Annotated in this window: 14 protein-coding genes and 1 other annotated feature; of the genes, 6 read left to right on the forward strand and 8 right to left on the reverse strand. The window is 61.8% G+C overall.

Annotated features, from left to right (window positions below; all coding sequences use genetic code 11):
* Window positions 1–71: 71 nt before the first annotated feature.
* The 5 genes from C8N34_RS11795 to C8N34_RS11815 all read right to left on the reverse strand — a co-directional run bounded on the left by C8N34_RS11795 (window position 72) and on the right by C8N34_RS11815 (window position 5653).
* Window positions 72–1148 (reverse strand): branched-chain amino acid ABC transporter permease, encoded by a 1077-nt coding sequence (locus C8N34_RS11795; RefSeq protein WP_054302499.1) that lies wholly within the window; start codon window positions 1146–1148, stop codon window positions 72–74.
* Between the two features lie 98 nt (window positions 1149–1246).
* A complete protein-coding gene (locus C8N34_RS11800; RefSeq protein ID WP_054302500.1) occupies window positions 1247–2233 on the reverse strand; it encodes a branched-chain amino acid ABC transporter permease in 987 nt (328 codons plus the stop codon).
* A gap of 81 nt (window positions 2234–2314) precedes the next feature.
* A complete protein-coding gene (locus C8N34_RS11805) occupies window positions 2315–2890 on the reverse strand; it encodes a hypothetical protein (RefSeq protein WP_145693587.1) in 576 nt (191 codons plus the stop codon).
* Window positions 2883–3704, reverse strand: a complete 822-nt coding sequence (locus C8N34_RS11810; protein ID WP_054302502.1) for an ABC transporter ATP-binding protein — start codon at window positions 3702–3704, stop codon at window positions 2883–2885. Before C8N34_RS11810 ends, C8N34_RS11805 begins: the two co-directional genes overlap by 8 nt.
* Entirely contained in the window at window positions 3701–5653 is a 1953-nt protein-coding gene (locus C8N34_RS11815; protein WP_108129007.1) for a long-chain fatty acid--CoA ligase, read from the reverse strand. Before C8N34_RS11815 ends, C8N34_RS11810 begins: the two co-directional genes overlap by 4 nt.
* Window positions 5654–5845: 192 nt before the next feature.
* Here C8N34_RS11815 and C8N34_RS11820 point away from each other — a divergent pair, with 192 nt between their 5' ends.
* The 4 genes from C8N34_RS11820 to C8N34_RS11835 all read left to right on the forward strand — a co-directional run bounded on the left by C8N34_RS11820 (window position 5846) and on the right by C8N34_RS11835 (window position 11880).
* Window positions 5846–7771: a hybrid sensor histidine kinase/response regulator gene (locus tag C8N34_RS11820; protein ID WP_108129008.1), complete on the forward strand. Its 1926-nt coding sequence runs from the start codon at window positions 5846–5848 to the stop codon at window positions 7769–7771.
* Window positions 7768–8475, forward strand: a complete 708-nt coding sequence (locus tag C8N34_RS11825) for a response regulator transcription factor (protein ID WP_108129009.1) — start codon at window positions 7768–7770, stop codon at window positions 8473–8475. The genes C8N34_RS11820 and C8N34_RS11825 overlap by 4 nt, the downstream gene beginning before the upstream one ends.
* Window positions 8476–8583: 108 nt before the next feature.
* Window positions 8584–8641: a sequence feature (sul1 is cis-regulatory element that is thought to sense ions involved in sulfur or methionine metabolism; They are found in Alphaproteobacteria), on the forward strand.
* A gap of 62 nt (window positions 8642–8703) precedes the next feature.
* Window positions 8704–10194, forward strand: a complete 1491-nt coding sequence (locus tag C8N34_RS11830; protein WP_108129010.1) for a SulP family inorganic anion transporter — start codon at window positions 8704–8706, stop codon at window positions 10192–10194.
* 426 nt (window positions 10195–10620) lie between these two features.
* Window positions 10621–11880 carry a tyrosine-type recombinase/integrase gene (locus C8N34_RS11835; RefSeq protein WP_108129011.1) on the forward strand — a complete coding sequence of 420 codons (1260 nt, stop codon included), beginning with the start codon at window positions 10621–10623 and terminating at the stop codon, window positions 11878–11880.
* On the opposite strand, the gene C8N34_RS11840 is transcribed toward C8N34_RS11835, so the two are convergent.
* Together C8N34_RS11840 and C8N34_RS11845 are read right to left on the reverse strand one after the other, a co-directional pair.
* Window positions 11881–12228, reverse strand: a complete 348-nt coding sequence (locus C8N34_RS11840; RefSeq protein WP_108129012.1) for a hypothetical protein — start codon at window positions 12226–12228, stop codon at window positions 11881–11883.
* A gap of 311 nt (window positions 12229–12539) precedes the next feature.
* Complete coding sequence (locus C8N34_RS11845) at window positions 12540–12722, reverse strand: hypothetical protein (RefSeq protein ID WP_145693588.1); 183 nt, start codon at window positions 12720–12722, stop codon at window positions 12540–12542.
* On the opposite strand from C8N34_RS11845, the gene C8N34_RS11850 reads away from it, so the two are divergent.
* Complete coding sequence (locus tag C8N34_RS11850) at window positions 12721–13443, forward strand: hypothetical protein (protein ID WP_145693589.1); 723 nt, start codon at window positions 12721–12723, stop codon at window positions 13441–13443. The genes C8N34_RS11845 and C8N34_RS11850 overlap by 2 nt on opposite strands.
* Before the next feature lie 64 nt (window positions 13444–13507).
* Window positions 13508–13951, forward strand: coding sequence for a hypothetical protein (locus tag C8N34_RS11855; RefSeq protein ID WP_145693590.1), 444 nt, complete (start codon window positions 13508–13510; stop codon window positions 13949–13951).
* Window positions 13952–14420: 469 nt separating this feature from the next.
* Here C8N34_RS11855 and C8N34_RS11860 read toward each other — a convergent pair.
* The coding region (locus C8N34_RS11860; RefSeq protein ID WP_211317727.1) for an AAA family ATPase at window positions 14421–15650 on the reverse strand (1230 nt) is incomplete at its 5' end.

Here is a 15650-nt window from a genome sequence, read left to right on the forward strand (position 1 = left end):
CTCCGGCGCCTCCCGCGCCGGGTCTGGTTTTCTCAGGCGCTTTCACGCCGGGGTTTATTCTGCCCGCCCCGTCAATGCGGGAAGGGCCAGAGCCGCAGCTTCTCTTTCGCGACCCGCCAGAGCTGCGCCAGCCCGTGCGGTTCAAGGATCAGGAAAACGATGATCAGGGCACCGACGATCATCAGTTCGATATGCGCCGCCAGATCGGTGGGCCAGCCAAGCCCGCCCACCAGCAGGTTCTTCAAGAGCACCGGCAACAGCACGAGGAAGGCCGCCCCTGCGAAAGAACCGAAGATCGACCCCAGCCCGCCGATGATCACCATGAAGAGGATGAGAAAGCTTTTCTGGATGCCAAACGCCTCGCCTACCTCGGCCGCGCCCAGATAGACCGCAAAGAACAGCGCCCCGGCGATACCGATGTAGAAGCTCGACACGGCGAAAGCCGACAGCTTGGTGGTCAGCGGGTTCACCCCGATGATTTCAGCCGCGATGTCCATGTCGCGGATGGCCATCCACTTGCGCCCCACCGTGCCCCGCGTCAGGTTGCGGGCCAGCCAGGCCAGCACGAACAGGAACACGGCGCAGAACAGGTATTTCGCCCAGGCCGGGGTGCTTGCCCCGGTCACCGCCACGCCCAGCAGCGTGCGCTCCGGCGCGGTGATCTGACCCGAGGCCGAATAGTTGTAGAACCACGGCACCTTGTTGAACAGCCAGACAAGGAAGAACTGCGCGGCCAGCGTGGCCACTGCCAGATAGAAGCCCTTGATCCGAAGGCTCGGCAGGCCGAACAGCACACCCACCCCGGCGGTCACCAGACCGGCCAGCAGCACGTTCACCGGCATCGGCATCCAGGGAAACGCCGTCATCAGCTTGTAGCAGGCATAGGCCCCCACCGCCATGAAGCCGCCGGTGCCAAGGCTGACCTGACCGCAATAGCCGGTCAGGATATTCAGCCCGATCGCGGCGATCGCATAGATCAGGAAAGGCACGAAAACCGCATTGGCCCAGTAATCGTTCATCACGAAGGGCAGGATGCCGAAGCCAAGCACCAGCACCGCGTAATAGCGCATCCGGTCGAAACGGATCGGGAAGGTCTGGCTGTCATCGACATAGGAGGTCTTGAAGTCCCCCGCCTCACGGTAAAACATCAGTCCCGTCCTCCCATCGTCCGGCTTTCATCTTGGTCCAAATATCCCGGGGGTTTGGGGGCTGGCCCCCAATCCGACACCAATCGCATACCCATCGCTCAGACCCTCTCGATGATGCGTTCGCCGAACAGGCCTTGCGGCCGGAAGACGAGGAACAGCAGCGCCAGCACATAGGCGAACCAGTTTTCGGTCGCGCCTCCGATCAGGGGGCCTGCGAAGAACTCGAACAGCTTTTCGCCCATGCCGATGATCAACCCGCCCACGATAGCGCCGGGGATCGAGGTGAAGCCGCCCAGCATCAGCACCGGCAGCGCCTTCAGCGCGATCAGCGACAGCGAGAACTGCACCCCGGATTTCGACCCCCACATGATGCCCGCGACCAGTGCCACAAAACCGGCAATCGACCAGACCAGCACCCAGATGAAGCGCAGCGAGATGCCGACCGACAGCGCCGCCTGATGGTCATCGGCCACCGCGCGCAGGGCACGGCCGTATTTGGTATACTGGCTGAACAGCGTCAGGCTCGCCACCAGCAGGGCCGCGACCACGGCAGCCACGATGTCCAGCCGGTCGATGAAGAAGCCATAGCCGAAGGCGTTGAAGGTCAGCGCGTCGATGGTTTCCGAAATGCCCTGCGGCAGGCCGACATCCAGCTTCTTGATATCGGCGCCCCACATCACGTCGCCCAGACCTTCCAGGAAATAGGCAAGGCCAATGGTCGCCATGAACAGGATGATCGGCTCCTGATTCACCAGATGCTTCAGCACCAGCCGCTCGATCAGCCAGGCCAGCCCCACCATCACCAGCGCGGTCAGCGCGATGGCGACAATGGCGGGCAGCGTCCAGCCGAAGCTGTGCAGCTCGGTCCCGAAGATCGCGTTGATGACATGCGAGAACGGGATCTGCCCCTGTTGCAGGCCCACCAGCGTCAGCGCGGCGAACAGCGCCAGCACGCCCTGCGCATAGTTGAAGATGCCGCTGGCCTTGAAGATCAGCACGAAGCCCAGCGCCACGAGGGCATACATGATCCCCGCCATGAGGCCGTTGAGCGAGACCTCCATCGCGTAAAGAAGCTGATCAGGCATGGGCGGCCCCCTTGAATGCGAATGACAGGTCCAGCTCATTGCGGGCCACGCCTGCCGGTTCGGAATGAAAGATGTTCAGCATCAGCCGCTCCCCGGTTGGCAGGGATCGCTTCGGATGTAGTCAAGCTGATTGCTGACAGAGACCGCAAATTCGGATTTCTGGCCGAAATGCGGATAGATCACCAAGGCAAAGCCCTGATCCTGGCACAGCACGGCAAAGGGCTCGACGGGGCGCGGAACCTGAAAGCTGTGCTGCTGGTAGCGCGAGGCCGGAAAGGCCGCGGCGAACTCTTTCGGCCAGGCTTTCGCCCACTCGGTCAGGCTGCGCCGATCACCCTCGACCTCTTGCACAGTGCAAAGATCCCAGATCTTGCCCGTGCGGCGGGCAAGAACAATCAGCGCCTTGGACTGGCTGTAATAGGTATAGGTTTTCGCGCCGGGCTTGCCGCTGCTGAGCGGCGCGGGCAGATAGCCGCGCAGCGGAGCCTCGGATTGCTCCAGCAACACCTTCTCGCAGGCCTGCACCAGTTCCAGACGTTCGGCGGGGGTCACCTCGGGGATGGCAGCGGCGGGCAGGGCAAATCCTGTCAGTGCTCCAGCCATCAGACAGGCCCGCGTCCAGCCGGGAAACCGGAGGAAGGACAGGCACTCAGTCATGCGAAACCCCCAGATAGGCGTTGATGACATCGGGATTGCTGCGCACCTCGTCGGGCGGGCCGTCACCGATCTTCTTGCCGTAATCCATCACGACCACGCGGTCGCTCAGGTCCATCACCACGCCCATGTCATGTTCGATCAGCGTGATGGTGGTGCCGAATTCGTCATTCACATCCAGGATGAAGCGGCACATGTCCTCTTTCTCCTCGACGTTCATGCCTGCCATGGGTTCATCTAGCAGCAGGAGCTTCGGCTCCGCCGCCAGCGCGCGGGCCAGCTCCACCCGCTTCTTCAACCCGTAGGGCAGACGGCCCACGGGCGTCTTGCGGATGTGCTGGATTTCCAGAAAGTCGATGATCTTCTCGACCTTCTCGCGGTGCTCGGTCTCTTCGCGTTGCGCGCGGCCCCACCACATCGCCTGATCCAGCATGCCGCTTTTCATCAGCGTCAGCCGCCCGGTCATGATATTGTCCAGCACGCTCATGCCCTCGAACAGGGCGATATTCTGGAAGGTGCGGGCGATACCCTGCTGCGCCACCTCATAGGGTTTCATCGGCGCGCGTTTCTTGCCGCGAAACCAGACCTCGCCCTCCTGCGGGATATAAAAGCCCGAGATGACGTTCAGCATCGAGGATTTGCCCGCGCCGTTCGGCCCGATGATGGCGCGGATCTCGCCCTCGCGGATGTCGAAGCTGATATCGGTGATCGCCTTCACACCGCCAAAGCGCAGGGTGATGTTCTTCATCTCCATCAGCACGCCGCCGATCTTGCGGCCGTCTGAGGTGACATAGCCCTCGGGGTTCATCGCGTTCATGCCGCCCTCCGCTGACCGGCGACGGTGGCCGCGTCCATCATCCTGACCGTGGCGCGGATCGCGCCCTTGCGGCCGTCCTCGTAGGTCACTTCGGTTTCGGTGTAGACGCTGTCCGCCCCGTCATAGAGACCAGCAATCAGATCGGCGTATTTCTGTTCGATGATGTTCCGGCGCACCTTGCGGGTGCGGGTCATCTCGCCGTCGTCGGCATCCAGTTCCTTGTGAAGGATGCAGAAGCGATGCACCTGACAGCCTGACAGCATCGGGTCTTCGGCGACGGAGCGGTTCACTTCCTCCACATGCGCCTTGATGGCCTCGTAGACGCGCGGATGACCGGCGAGTTCCTGATAGCTGGAATAGGCGATGTTGTTGCGTTCCGCCCAGTTGCCCACCGCTGTCAGGTCGATGTTAATGAAGGCGGTGCAGCGGTCGCGGCCATTGCCGAAGACCACGGCCTCAAGGATGTTGGGGTAGAATTTCAGCTTGTTTTCCACATATTTCGGCGCGAACAGGCGACCATCGGCCATCTTGCCCACATCCTTCGCCCGGTCGATGATCCGCAGGTGGCCGGTGGCCTCTTCAAAGAACCCCGCATCGCCGGTGGCAACCCAGCCTTCGGCATCCTTGGTCGAGGCGGTGCTTTCCGGGTTCTTGAAATAAGACATAAAGGTGCCGGGGCTGCGGTAGAACACCTCGCCATTCTCGGCGATCCGCACCTCCACCCCCGGCGAGGGCACGCCCACGGTATCCGACCGCACCTGCCCGTCGGGCTGCTGGGTGATGAAGACCGAAGCCTCGGTCTGGCCGTAAAGCTGTTTCAGGTTGATGCCCAGCGAGCGGTAGAAATCAAAGATCTCCGGCCCGATCGCCTCACCCGCCGTATAGCCCACACGCACACGGCTGAAGCCCAGCGTGTTCTTCAGCGGCCCATAGACCAGCTTGTCGCCGATCCAGTAGGCCAGGCGGTCGGCGGCGGAGACGGGCTTGCCGTCCAGGATCGCGGGACCAACGCGCCGCGCAACCGCCATATAGTGATCGAACATCCGCTTCTTCAGACGCCCCGCATCTTCCATGCGGATCATCACCTGCGTCAGCTGCCCCTCGAATACCCGCGGGGGCGCAAAGAAATAGGTCGGCCCGATCTCGCGCAGGTCGGTCATCATGGTGGCGGCGGATTCCGGGCAGTTCACGCAGAAGCCGGTCCACATCGCCTGCCCGACCGAGAAGATGAAATCGCCGACCCAGGCCATCGGCAGATAGGCCAGAACATCGTCACCGGGGCGCAGCTTGTCGAACTCGGACGAGTTCTTCGAGGTTTCGATGATGTTGCGGTTCGACAGCACCACGCCCTTGGGCTTGCCGGTGGTGCCCGAGGTATACAGCATCACACAGGTGCTGTCGTAATCCAGCTCCGCGATGCGGGTCTCAAGTTCGGCGTCAAAGCGGTAGTGACCCGCCTTGCCCTCGGCCTCCACATCGGCCAGCGCATTCATGTGGGAATGGTCGTATTTCCGCATGCCGCGCTTGTCGACATAAATGACCTGCTCGACATGCGGCAGCCGGTCCTGGATCTCCAGCACCTTGTCGACCTGCTCCTGATCGCCGCAGACCACAAAGCGTGCGCCGCAGTGATCCAGCACATAGGCCATCTCTTCGGCCACGGCGTCCTGATACAGCGGCACCGGCACCGCACCGCACATCTGCGCCGCCACCATCGACCAGTAAAGCGCCGGGCGGTTGCGGCCGATCACCGCAACATGATCCCCGCGGTTCAGCCCCAGCGCCAGAAAACCCAGAGCGATGGCGCGGATTTCCGCCGCACCTTCCGCCCAGGTCCAGCATTGCCAGATGCCGAATTCCTTTTCGCGCCACGCCGGACGGGCGCCGAACAGGCGCGCATTCCGGTCCAGCAGCGCAGGGATCGAGTTCAACCCGTCCGTCGCAGCCATACATATTCCTCCCTGCGCCCTCCTCCGGGCGGTCGGTCCGGGGCGAATCTTCTGTCGCCTTTGCCGAACGATGCAACCTTTGCCGCCAAAACTTGCGCGACTTTTTCCCAATCCTTGCGAATTGTTGCAGGGCGGGATTTCCTCTTTTCCGCGAGTGGCGGCGGGTGTTAGCCATGGCCGGGGGGATGATGCATGCCAGTCAACGATGCCCGCACCGGCCTGATGCGCGCCGGGCTGAACCTGATCCAGCAGGCGCTGTCGATCTATGACCGCGACCTGAAACTGGCGCTGTGGAATCACCGCTTTCAGGAAATGTTCGACCTGCCCGAGCAACTGGTGACGCCCGGCGCCTCGTTCGAGGATACGATCTTCTATCTGGTGGAACGCGGCGAATATGGCCCGGTGGACGATCCCTGGACCGCCGTTCAGGCGCGGGTCGAGGCGGCGCGCGCCTTCCAGCCACACTATATGGAACGCGAACGCCCCGGCGGGCGCTGGATTTCGGTCGAAGGCGCCCCGCTGCCGCAGGGCGGCTGGGTCACGGTCTATACCGACATCACCGAAGTGAAGCTGCAGGAAAAGATGCTGCGCAACCGTTCGGCGGAACTGTCGGACGAGGTGCTGGCGAATGCCGAACGGCTGGCGCAGGCCAACCGCGCGCTGGCCGCGACCAATGCCGCGCTGGCCGAGGCCAAGCGGGAACTGACCGAGATGGAGGCCCGCACCCGTCTGACGACGGAAATGATGCCCGCCCATATCGCCCATGTGGATTGCGATCTGCGCTATACCTATTCCAACCGCAGACTGGGCAGCGTGATGCCCGGCCGGTCGGCCGAAATCATCGGGCTGACCGGGCGTGAGGCTTTGGGCGATCTGACCTTCGGCAAGATCCTTCCCTATCTGAACCGGGCGCTGGCCGGGGAGGCGTCGGTGTTCGAGTTCACCGACGAGGAATCCGGTCGCCGCATCCGTGCGGCCTTCACCCCCGATCAGATCGACGGCGGGCCGGTGAACGGCGTCTATATCCTGTCGACCGATGTGACGGCGGAAACCCAGGCCCGTTCGGCACTGGCACAGACCCGCAAGCGCGAGCTTGCGGCGCAGTTCACTTCGGGCATGGCGCATGATTTCGCCAATCTGCTGACCGTGATTCTTGGCCTGCAAAGCCGGATGGAGCGGCTACCCCTGCCGGATGAGGCCCGCGCGCTGGCAACCGGCATTCAGGCTGCGGCCCGGCGCGGGGGCGTGCTGCTGGACCGGATCGCCTCGATCTCGGGCCGCCCGACGCTGAAACCCGCGCCCACCGATGTGGGTGCCCTGCTGGCCGATCTGCGGCTGCTGGCAACACCCACCCTGCCGGTTCAGACCCGGCTGGAGATCGTGCTGCCTCCGCAGATGCCGGTTCTGATGCTGGATGCGGGCGGTTTGCAGGATGCGCTGCTGAACCTCGTGCTGAATGCGCGGGATGCGATGGGGCCGAAGGGCGGCACGATCCGCATCGCACTGGCCTGCCTGCGCGACACCTGGCTGGAAATCCGGGTTGAGGACGACGGGCCGGGCTTCAGCCCCGAGGCACTGGAAAAGGCGCTGGACCCGTTCTTCACCACCAAGGGCAGCAAGGGGTCGGGGCTGGGCCTGTCGATGGTCTATGACCATGCGACGCTGGCGGGCGGGACGGTGCGGCTGTCCAACCGCCCCGGCGGCGGTGCCTCGATTTCCGTGCGGCTGCCCTTCCGCCCGGTGGCCGAGGGACAGGCGGAAGGTCTGCCGCCGCTGCTGGTCCTGCTGGTCGAGGATGACAGCGACATCCGCGAGGGTGTGCGCGAGATGCTGCGCGCACAGGGTCATGCGGTCATCGAGGCCGCCAGCGTGGACGAGGCGCTGGCGCTGGCCGAGGTGCCGGGCATCGGGCTGATCCTGTCGGATATTCAGCTGGGCGCGGCGCAGGGCACCGTGCTTGCCGAAACGCTCGCCGAACGCAGGCACCCTGCCCCGGTCCTGCTGATGAGCGCCCTGCCTGCCGGCGATCCGCGCCGCGCCGCCGCCCGCGTGCCGGTCCTGTCGAAACCTTTCGACGCCGCCGCCCTTGCCACCGCCATCGGAGCTGCCCGCACATGAGCAAACCCGCGCATATCGCCATTCTGGACGACGAGCCGGAAATCCGCCGCATGCTGGCCGACGCTCTGGAGGAAGCGGGCTTCCGCGTCACCACCCACGCCCGCGCCACCGAATTCGAGGCGGCGCTGAAGCGCATGACGCCGGACGTCTGCCTTGTCGATCTGGGTCTGCCCGACCGCGACGGGCTGGCTGTGGTGCATCGTCTGGCGCTGGAATCCGGGGCGGCCATCATCATCATATCGGGCCGCGCGCAGGTGCAGGATCGCGTGACCGGGCTGGAGCTTGGTGCCGACGATTATATCATCAAGCCCTTCGATCCGGCCGAAGTGGTGGCCCGCGTCCGCGCCCGGTTGCGCAAGACCCGGGCCGAGCCGGAGCGCGGTGCCCAGACGGCCCGCTTCAATGGCTGGATGGCGCAGTTCGACCGCTATCTGCTGATCGCCGCCGACGGAGCAGAGGTGCCCTTCAGCCATGCCGAGGGCGAGGTGCTGCGCCTGTTCCTCGAAAGCCCGCGTCGCCTGATCAGCCGTGCCCAGATGCAGGAAAGCCTTGGCGGCGTGGCGGGCGAAAGCTTTGACCGCGCGATGGATGTCCGCATCTCACGCCTGCGCACCAAGCTGGGCGAAGACCCGAAGAACCCGACCCTGATCAAGACGATCTACGGCGCGGGATATATCTTTCTGGGTGATGTAAGCTGGAGCTGACGGCAAAGGCAGGATGACCCGGAGGCCACATGGCCGCCATGCAGTAGCCCTCGTTCCCCGCACCGGCTTGGCATCTGGCAGCAAAACCAGTATGCGGGCGGCAGCGAACAAGGAGCCGGGTGCAATTCCCGGCTGGCTCTTCCGGCCGCCCATCCGCCGGACAACCTCACCAAACCCAGATCTGGATGACAGCCGACGGGCCATGCCCCGGCTGTGCGGGAAATTTGCATGTTTTCACCACAAACCTATCGTGCCGAATGGTTCGGCAATATCCGGGCCGACGTGCTGTCGGGCCTCGTCGTGGCGCTTGCCCTCATCCCCGAGGCCATCGCCTTTTCCATCATTGCAGGTGTAGATCCGAAGGTCGGGCTTTATGCGAGCTTTTCCATCGCCGTTCTGACCGCGCTGACCGGCGGGCGGCCCGGCATGATTTCCGCCGCAACCGCCGCGACCGCCGTTCTTATGGTCACGCTGGTACGGGATCACGGGCTGCAATACCTGCTGGCGGCCACGGTGCTGACCGGCGTGATCCAGATTGCCATGGGGCTGCTGAAGCTTGGCTCTGTCATGCGCTATGTGTCGAAATCGGTGATGACCGGCTTTGTCAACGCCCTCGCCATCCTGATCTTTCTGGCCCAGTTGCCAGAACTGGACCCGAGGAAGGTGCCGCCCCTGACCTATGCGCTTGTGGCGGCGGGCCTGGCGATCATCTACCTGTTCCCGCGCGTGACAAAGGCCGTACCCTCTCCTCTGGTCACGATCATCGTCCTGACCGCGCTCAGCCTCGGGTTTGGCTGGGATGTGCGGACCGTCGGCGACATGGGCGCGCTTCCCGACACGCTGCCCGTCTTCCTGATCCCGGACGTGCCGCTGACGCTGGACACGCTGCTGATCATCCTGCCCTATTCCATCGCCATTGCCGTGGTTGGCCTGCTGGAAAGCCTGATGACACAGAACCTCGTCGACGAGCTGACCGACACGACATCCGACCGCAATCAGGAATGCATCGGCCAGGGCATCGCCAATGCGGCCACCGGCTTCATCGGTGGCATGGCGGGCTGCGCGATGATCGGGCAGAGCATGATCAACGTCAAATCCGGCGGGCGCGGCCGACTGTCATCTTTCACCGCAGGCTCGGTCCTGCTGATCCTTGTGGTCTTTCTGGGCGACTGGGTGGCCCGGATTCCGATGCCCGCGCTGGTCGCAGTTATGATCATGGTATCCATCGGCACGTTCTCGTGGTCATCTCTGCGCAACCTCCGCACCCATCCCCGTTCGTCCTCGGTGGTGATGCTGGCGACGGTCGCGACCGTGGTCTGGACGCATAACCTTGCCATCGGTGTGCTGGTGGGGGTGCTGCTGTCGGGTATCTTCTTCGCCGCCAAGATCGCACAGTTGTTCAAGGTCACGTCCAGCCTCTCACCCGACGGACGGGTCCGCACCTATGTCGTGGAAGGGCAGCTCTTCTATGGCTCCGTCGAGGATTTCGTCACGGCTTTCGACTTCCGCGCCGCACCCGAGCGCGTGGTGATCGACGTCACCCGCGCACATATCTGGGATATTTCCAGCGTGCAGGCACTGGATATGGCGGTCCTGAAATTCCGCCGGGCCGGAACAGTGGTTGAAATCATCGGCATGAACTCCGCATCGGAAACCATCGTCGACCGGCTCGCCACCCATGACAAGCGCAGTGACCCGACCGTCCTGATGGCGCATTGAAGCCGGGCCAAAGCCCCAAAATTCCGCCCCGGCACGCGAGGTGAACCGCGTGCCGGAGTTCCTTCCGGCACCCCGGCCGTTCAAAACACAATGCCGCGCCCGGATCGACAGGCCAGCAGCAACACCGCCCGCAGGCTGACGCGCACAACGCCTGATACACACCGCAACTTCCCCCAGTGGGGATGTTTCTCACAATTTCAGGAAATGGCGGACCCGGAGCGATTCGAACGCCCGACCCTCAGATTCGTAGTCTTGTGGCATACCCTTTTCACCCGGCATGATGTGCCATTTTCCAGAGAAGGGGCAACGCAATAAGCGCCATATTTTCCAATGAAATATGAGATTTCGTGAGTTTCCGGTTGTATCAGCCGGATTCTGACCGTAAGCCAATCTCTGGGGGCGTCAAAGTATCAGGATTGTATCATCATGGCACGGGTGAAGCTGACGAAAGCGATTGTTGACCGGCTGGACCGAGAGAAAGATGGCGACTGGGTTACGGATATGGAGGTGCCGCAGCTTGTCGTCCGCCTCACCAAGACAGCCCGAACCTACACGGCCCGCTGGACCTCGCACCGAGATGGAAAACGGAAGGCGGAAACCATCGCCCTTGTTGGCATGATCAGCGTGGACGAGGCCCGGAACCGCGCGCGCAAGATCGTGGCGGAGGATAACAACCCGACCGTTGAGACGTTGGGCGACATCTACAAGATTTGGGATGAATCGTACTCGTCTGAAATCGGTGCCGCACATGCCGCCGACTTTCGCAGCGCGTGGAAGAACCACATCGACCCTCATTTCGGCAAGGTGAAGCTGGGCCGGTTGACGCACGAAGGTTTCAAGGCGTGGTACGCCAAGAAGCGGAAAGAACACCCCCGCACGAAATCGGGCAAGGTCCGCGATACTCCGTACTCAGCCGCCGCCGTAAACCGCTGGACTGCCTACATCAGCAAGTTGCTGACCATCGCCCGGCAGGGCCGTCACATGACCGCCAACCCCATGGAAGGGATCGAACGGGCAACCGCGAAGCGGCGGCTTGACGTTTTCACCCGCGACGACCTGTTGACGCTGGGCGACACGCTGGCGGCTGTGGGTGATAAGTACCCTATCGGCGCGGCGCTGATCAGGTTCTTGATGATCACACCCAGCCGGGGCGTTGAAGCTCGCAACATGGAATGGTCCGACATTGATCTGAAATCCGGGACATGGACCATCCCAGCCGAACGGTACAAGACGGACGAAGACAAGGTGTTCCCGCTGACCCCTATTCAGGTGAAGTTCCTCGAAGACCTTCCGCGCTGGTCATCCACCTACGTCTTCCCATCCCCGAAGAACTCGGAAGCGCCTGTGCGACGGGAACACCAGAGGGACGTGTGGAAGCGTGTCCGCCCGAAGGCCCTAGGCGCACATGCGCTGCGGAAGACCATCGCAACGATGATGATAAACAACAACGTTCCGCTGGAAGCGATTAGCAAGCTGTTGGGTCACTCATCTGTGCTGGTGACCCAACAGGCTTATGCGCACCTAGCTCCCCAGACCGCCGGGAAGCACCTCGCGCAATGGCAGATGTTGCTTGACGACGCCAAGGAAGCGGCGGCGGAAGGTGGCGATCCGGGGCTGGACACCATGCTCATGACGCAGGCGGGTTGGTCCGCCGATCAGTACAACGAGGCGCTGGAAGAGGATTGATCAACGCTTGGCAAAAACCGATGCGGAAGGCCTTGGCCGCACTGGCCTAGGCATTTCGCGCTCTTCGGCGCGACGGGCTGTTGCCTCATCCCTAAGCAACCTTAGATGTTCATCCTCGATTTGCCGCAGAAGTTCCCGCTCTACTTCCCGCTGCTTTCGCGCCTCATCTTCTTCAGCCGCCTGCTGCCGAATCCCCGCCCGCAGCGCGAAGATGAAAGGCACCCCGATGACCAGCGCGACAATGACGAAGAACCCAGTGGAGAACCAGCCAAGCGCATAGCCCCAGAAGATGAGCGAGCCGAAGAATACCAGCTTAATGATCAGCCCAACTAGATTCAGAACGAACACCCTGCACCCCCATCTCTTCCTCTTTCCATCTAGGGGCGAATGATGGCGAAAGATTGGAAATGCTGGGCAATTGATATGACACCCACCCGTCAGGCCACACGCTGACACGCCCGCGCCCTGACCCAGCGACGGGCCGAACCGGACAGCCGCAGAAGGGCCGACAGGACCAGCCGCCGACCGAGCTAGAGGCCCGCAGGCCTACCCTGCCCGCCGGAGATTGCCCGGCGGGGCAAGGCCGACCACCCGACCCGAAGGCCACCCGGCTAGGCAAAGCCGACCGGCAGGTATTCCCGTTGCCCGCGTCAGCGGGCCTATTCCGTGCGCCGCGCGACGGCCCGGGAAATCTCAGTCAGGATGCCGAGCGAGATAGCGAAGATCATCGTATAAAGACCTTGGTCAATCGCCTCGCCCGGGCTGGACGACCCCAGATAGCGTGCAGCAGCAGCACCATCCCCCGCCAATGCGAACCCCATCGCAACGCGAAGCGCGCCCATGATTAGCGCAAGCCACGCGACGACCTTAGCCGACTCCATCCTCGCCTTGCAGCGCGCCCGTTCCGAGGCCGCAGACCCGGATACGGAGTCCTTGGCCCTGCTGGTGAAGCTGGCCCGCGAAATGCTGCCCGAGGGCACGAAGACGGCAATCGAGAAAGAGGCGTGGACGCTTTGGAAGGAAGCCGTGGACCGCGTTAGCGGTGAAGCCGTGAAGGCCGAGAAGCTGAACGATGCCGACATGCTCGGCAGCGAGACCGAGGGTTTCACGGCCTTCATCGAGAAGGAAGCCACGCTGCTGCTGGGCGAGCTTTGGGGTGCCAAGGACCGCCGGAACACGCAGGACGGTGATTGGAACCCGGTCACCATGCCGTGGGCCGCTTGGGTTGTCGGTGGACCCGGTGACAAGAACACTGCGCCGTGGGGCTTCTCTCGCCACCCCGAGAACAAGAGCAAGGCCGGGGCTTGTATCGTGCTGGGATCGTCCATCGGTAAGGCGCGCAAGGCCAAGGCTATGGATACGATGTATGCCATGGGGCTGGACGTGGACGCCGGTTACCCGCTGGATTCCATGCTGGACCGGCTGGAAGACCTTGGCCGGTTCTGCATTGTTTACACGACGCACAGCCACGGAAAGGCTGGGCTGCACCTCAAGCACGACGAAGTCATTCGCAAGCTCAAGATCAAGCCTTCCGAGCTGGACCTTGCGCAGGTGCAACGCTAGCCGTATCATCGGCGGTATTCTCGACGCCGCCGGGATCATGGGTTTCCTTGGGAACCGGGAACAGATGCGTGAAGTCGGGCGTCTCGACACGCCCGAAGACATGCTTATGGACGCACTGATTGAGGCTTTCCTCGCCCCGTCTGTGCAGAAGGTACCCGGTACCCTCTTCCGCGTCTGGGGCGATGAAAAGCCGCCGCAGAAGACCAAGGAAGGCGACCCCGCGCCCTTTGCCGGTTACCGTGTCGTCTCGATCCGCGACACGCTCATGGACAAGGGTATCGCGCTTGTTCATTCGGGGTACGTCAAGGGAGATGACGGGGCGGTATTCTACCCGGACGCGGCAAAGACGATCCTCGCGGGGCGTGTCGGTGCGATGGCGGGTGCGGTAAGGGAATGGAACGCTGACCGAGAAGATGCCCCGGAACGGCAGGGCCGGTATGTGTTCCAGAAGGCAGGGCAGGACAAGTATGGAACCCTGTACAGGCTGGAAAGGCTCGATTTGGCTTGATAGAGGCCCCCGTTAGGGGGCTTTTCTCATTTTATCATTTGTTTTCAATATGGTAAGGGGGTTACCGCAGGGTTACCGAATTTTCCCAATGATTTCAATATGGTAAGGGAAATGGGGTGGGTAAGGCCTTTTTGCGCTCTCCCTGTATAGAATGACTGCGTGTCGTGTCTCATGATCTAGCGATGTGTGGGGCGAAATGTGCCTCATGAGACGCAGTGTTTTTCCTAATAATGCCTTAAACCCCCTTACCCTAGGGGTAATCCTTACCCCATTGAAATCATTGATAAAATTCGGAAACCCTCGGGTAAGGGGGTTACCGTTTTTCTGTTAAGACATTGATTTTTCATGATAACCCGGCAGCGCCAATCGTGAAGGGGGGGTTACCCGCCACCCGCACCCGCCGGGCATAGCGCCGCGCCCGACGATCCGTCCCGCCTATCGCGCGGATTGGCGGGTTGCCGGGGATACCTCATTCACCCACCTTGTGCTTCAACAATGAAGGCGCGTCGGGATGATCAGGGCTGAGGCTTACATTCGCCTGTTCTGCCTTGAGCCGCACATACCCTCTAATCATCTTTTCCGAGAACTCGTACCATCCCTGCCTTGTCCCCGTCAGGATACCCCCGTGGGCATCAGATTTTAGGCGGTTCATCCTGTTGTTGTATTGCGTACGGTTTGCCGGTTCCTTCTTTAGGTCATTCATGACCCTCAGATACACCGTAAAAATGTCTGAACTACGCTTTCGCAGCTCGTGCCCATCAGCGACAGCAAAGAGAAGGGCGCTATATGTGTCATCGTACTTCTGCGTGGCTTTTTCATAGGGTCCACGCAGCTTCATATCCATCGCCCCTGCGGCATCCTCCATCGCAAGGACAAAAAGCTCTGCGGTGACCTTTCCACCGTTCTGCGCCTCAAAGACACGCCAGAAAAGCTTCTCGGATATGAAGTGAACATAGTACGGAAACCCGTCACAGATCATCGCAATTCGATATACCGTGGTCTTGTCTATCTCGATGCCAAGTGCATCGGCAGCGGTTTCTACAATCTCAATCCGCGCATCCCACGGCAGTTTGCCAAGGTCTACAGCGTGGAAGTACCGGTCAGCACTGCCATGGGCAGCCATAAGGGCTTCGGCGCTATCTGCAATTCCGCAGAAGATGAAACACACTTCCACATGCTTGTCGGACACCTGCTTTACCAAGTTAGCGAAATCGCGCTGAACTTCCGGCGACTGGATAAGGTCAAACTCATCCACAACAAAAACCGGTTTTCCCTTCATCGTTTCGGCAAGGAACTGAATGACCCTCACGGCATCATTCACCGATAAGGGTTCGTCGATTTCCTTTTCCTTTGTGCTCGATGTGCCCTTGAGAAGCCCTGAGAAGCCCTTTAAGGCCACCCCCAGCGTTCCCTCTTTCGCCCTTATCTCTTCAACCACACGTGGGTCTTTTCCGAACGCTTCGTCAAATATATCCTTTATAATGGACTTGAAAGTGCTCTGCGGATCACAGCTAACAATTATCGGATCATGCCCTTGTGCAATCTTGTATGCGGCAGTTTGGGCGAGGGAGGATTTGCCCACACCACGCAGTCCATGGATTAGGGGCTCTGTTGCACAAACCCCTGTGGGATTCATCTCATGAATCCAGCGTGGTAGCTGGGGTGCATGAGCAGACCTACATCCCCGACCTACAAGACC

Origin of the sequence: Gemmobacter caeni, from assembly GCF_003054195.1 — a bacterium.
Taxonomy (GTDB): Bacteria; Pseudomonadota; Alphaproteobacteria; order Rhodobacterales; family Rhodobacteraceae; genus Gemmobacter; species Gemmobacter caeni.

Bases quoted from the DNA above. Each gene is read 5' to 3' on its own strand.
- C8N34_RS11845 (WP_145693588.1), bottom strand. From the start codon at position 12,722: ATGGGCGCGCTTCGCGTTGCGATGGGGTTCGCATTGGCGGGGGATGGT.
- C8N34_RS11850 (WP_145693589.1), top strand. From the start codon at position 12,721: ATGATTAGCGCAAGCCACGCGACGACCTTAGCCGACTCCATCCTCGCC.
- C8N34_RS11805 (WP_145693587.1), bottom strand. From the start codon at position 2,890: ATGACTGAGTGCCTGTCCTTCCTCCGGTTTCCCGGCTGGACGCGGGCC.
- C8N34_RS11795 (WP_054302499.1), bottom strand. From the start codon at position 1,148: ATGTTTTACCGTGAGGCGGGGGACTTCAAGACCTCCTATGTCGATGAC.
- C8N34_RS11830 (WP_108129010.1), top strand. From the start codon at position 8,704: ATGTTTTCACCACAAACCTATCGTGCCGAATGGTTCGGCAATATCCGG.
- C8N34_RS11855 (WP_145693590.1), top strand. From the start codon at position 13,508: ATGCGTGAAGTCGGGCGTCTCGACACGCCCGAAGACATGCTTATGGAC.
- C8N34_RS11825 (WP_108129009.1), top strand. From the start codon at position 7,768: ATGAGCAAACCCGCGCATATCGCCATTCTGGACGACGAGCCGGAAATC.
- C8N34_RS11835 (WP_108129011.1), top strand. From the start codon at position 10,621: ATGGCACGGGTGAAGCTGACGAAAGCGATTGTTGACCGGCTGGACCGA.
- C8N34_RS11820 (WP_108129008.1), top strand. From the start codon at position 5,846: ATGCCAGTCAACGATGCCCGCACCGGCCTGATGCGCGCCGGGCTGAAC.
- C8N34_RS11815 (WP_108129007.1), bottom strand. From the start codon at position 5,653: ATGGCTGCGACGGACGGGTTGAACTCGATCCCTGCGCTGCTGGACCGG.
- C8N34_RS11810 (WP_054302502.1), bottom strand. From the start codon at position 3,704: ATGAACGCGATGAACCCCGAGGGCTATGTCACCTCAGACGGCCGCAAG.
- C8N34_RS11800 (WP_054302500.1), bottom strand. From the start codon at position 2,233: ATGCCTGATCAGCTTCTTTACGCGATGGAGGTCTCGCTCAACGGCCTC.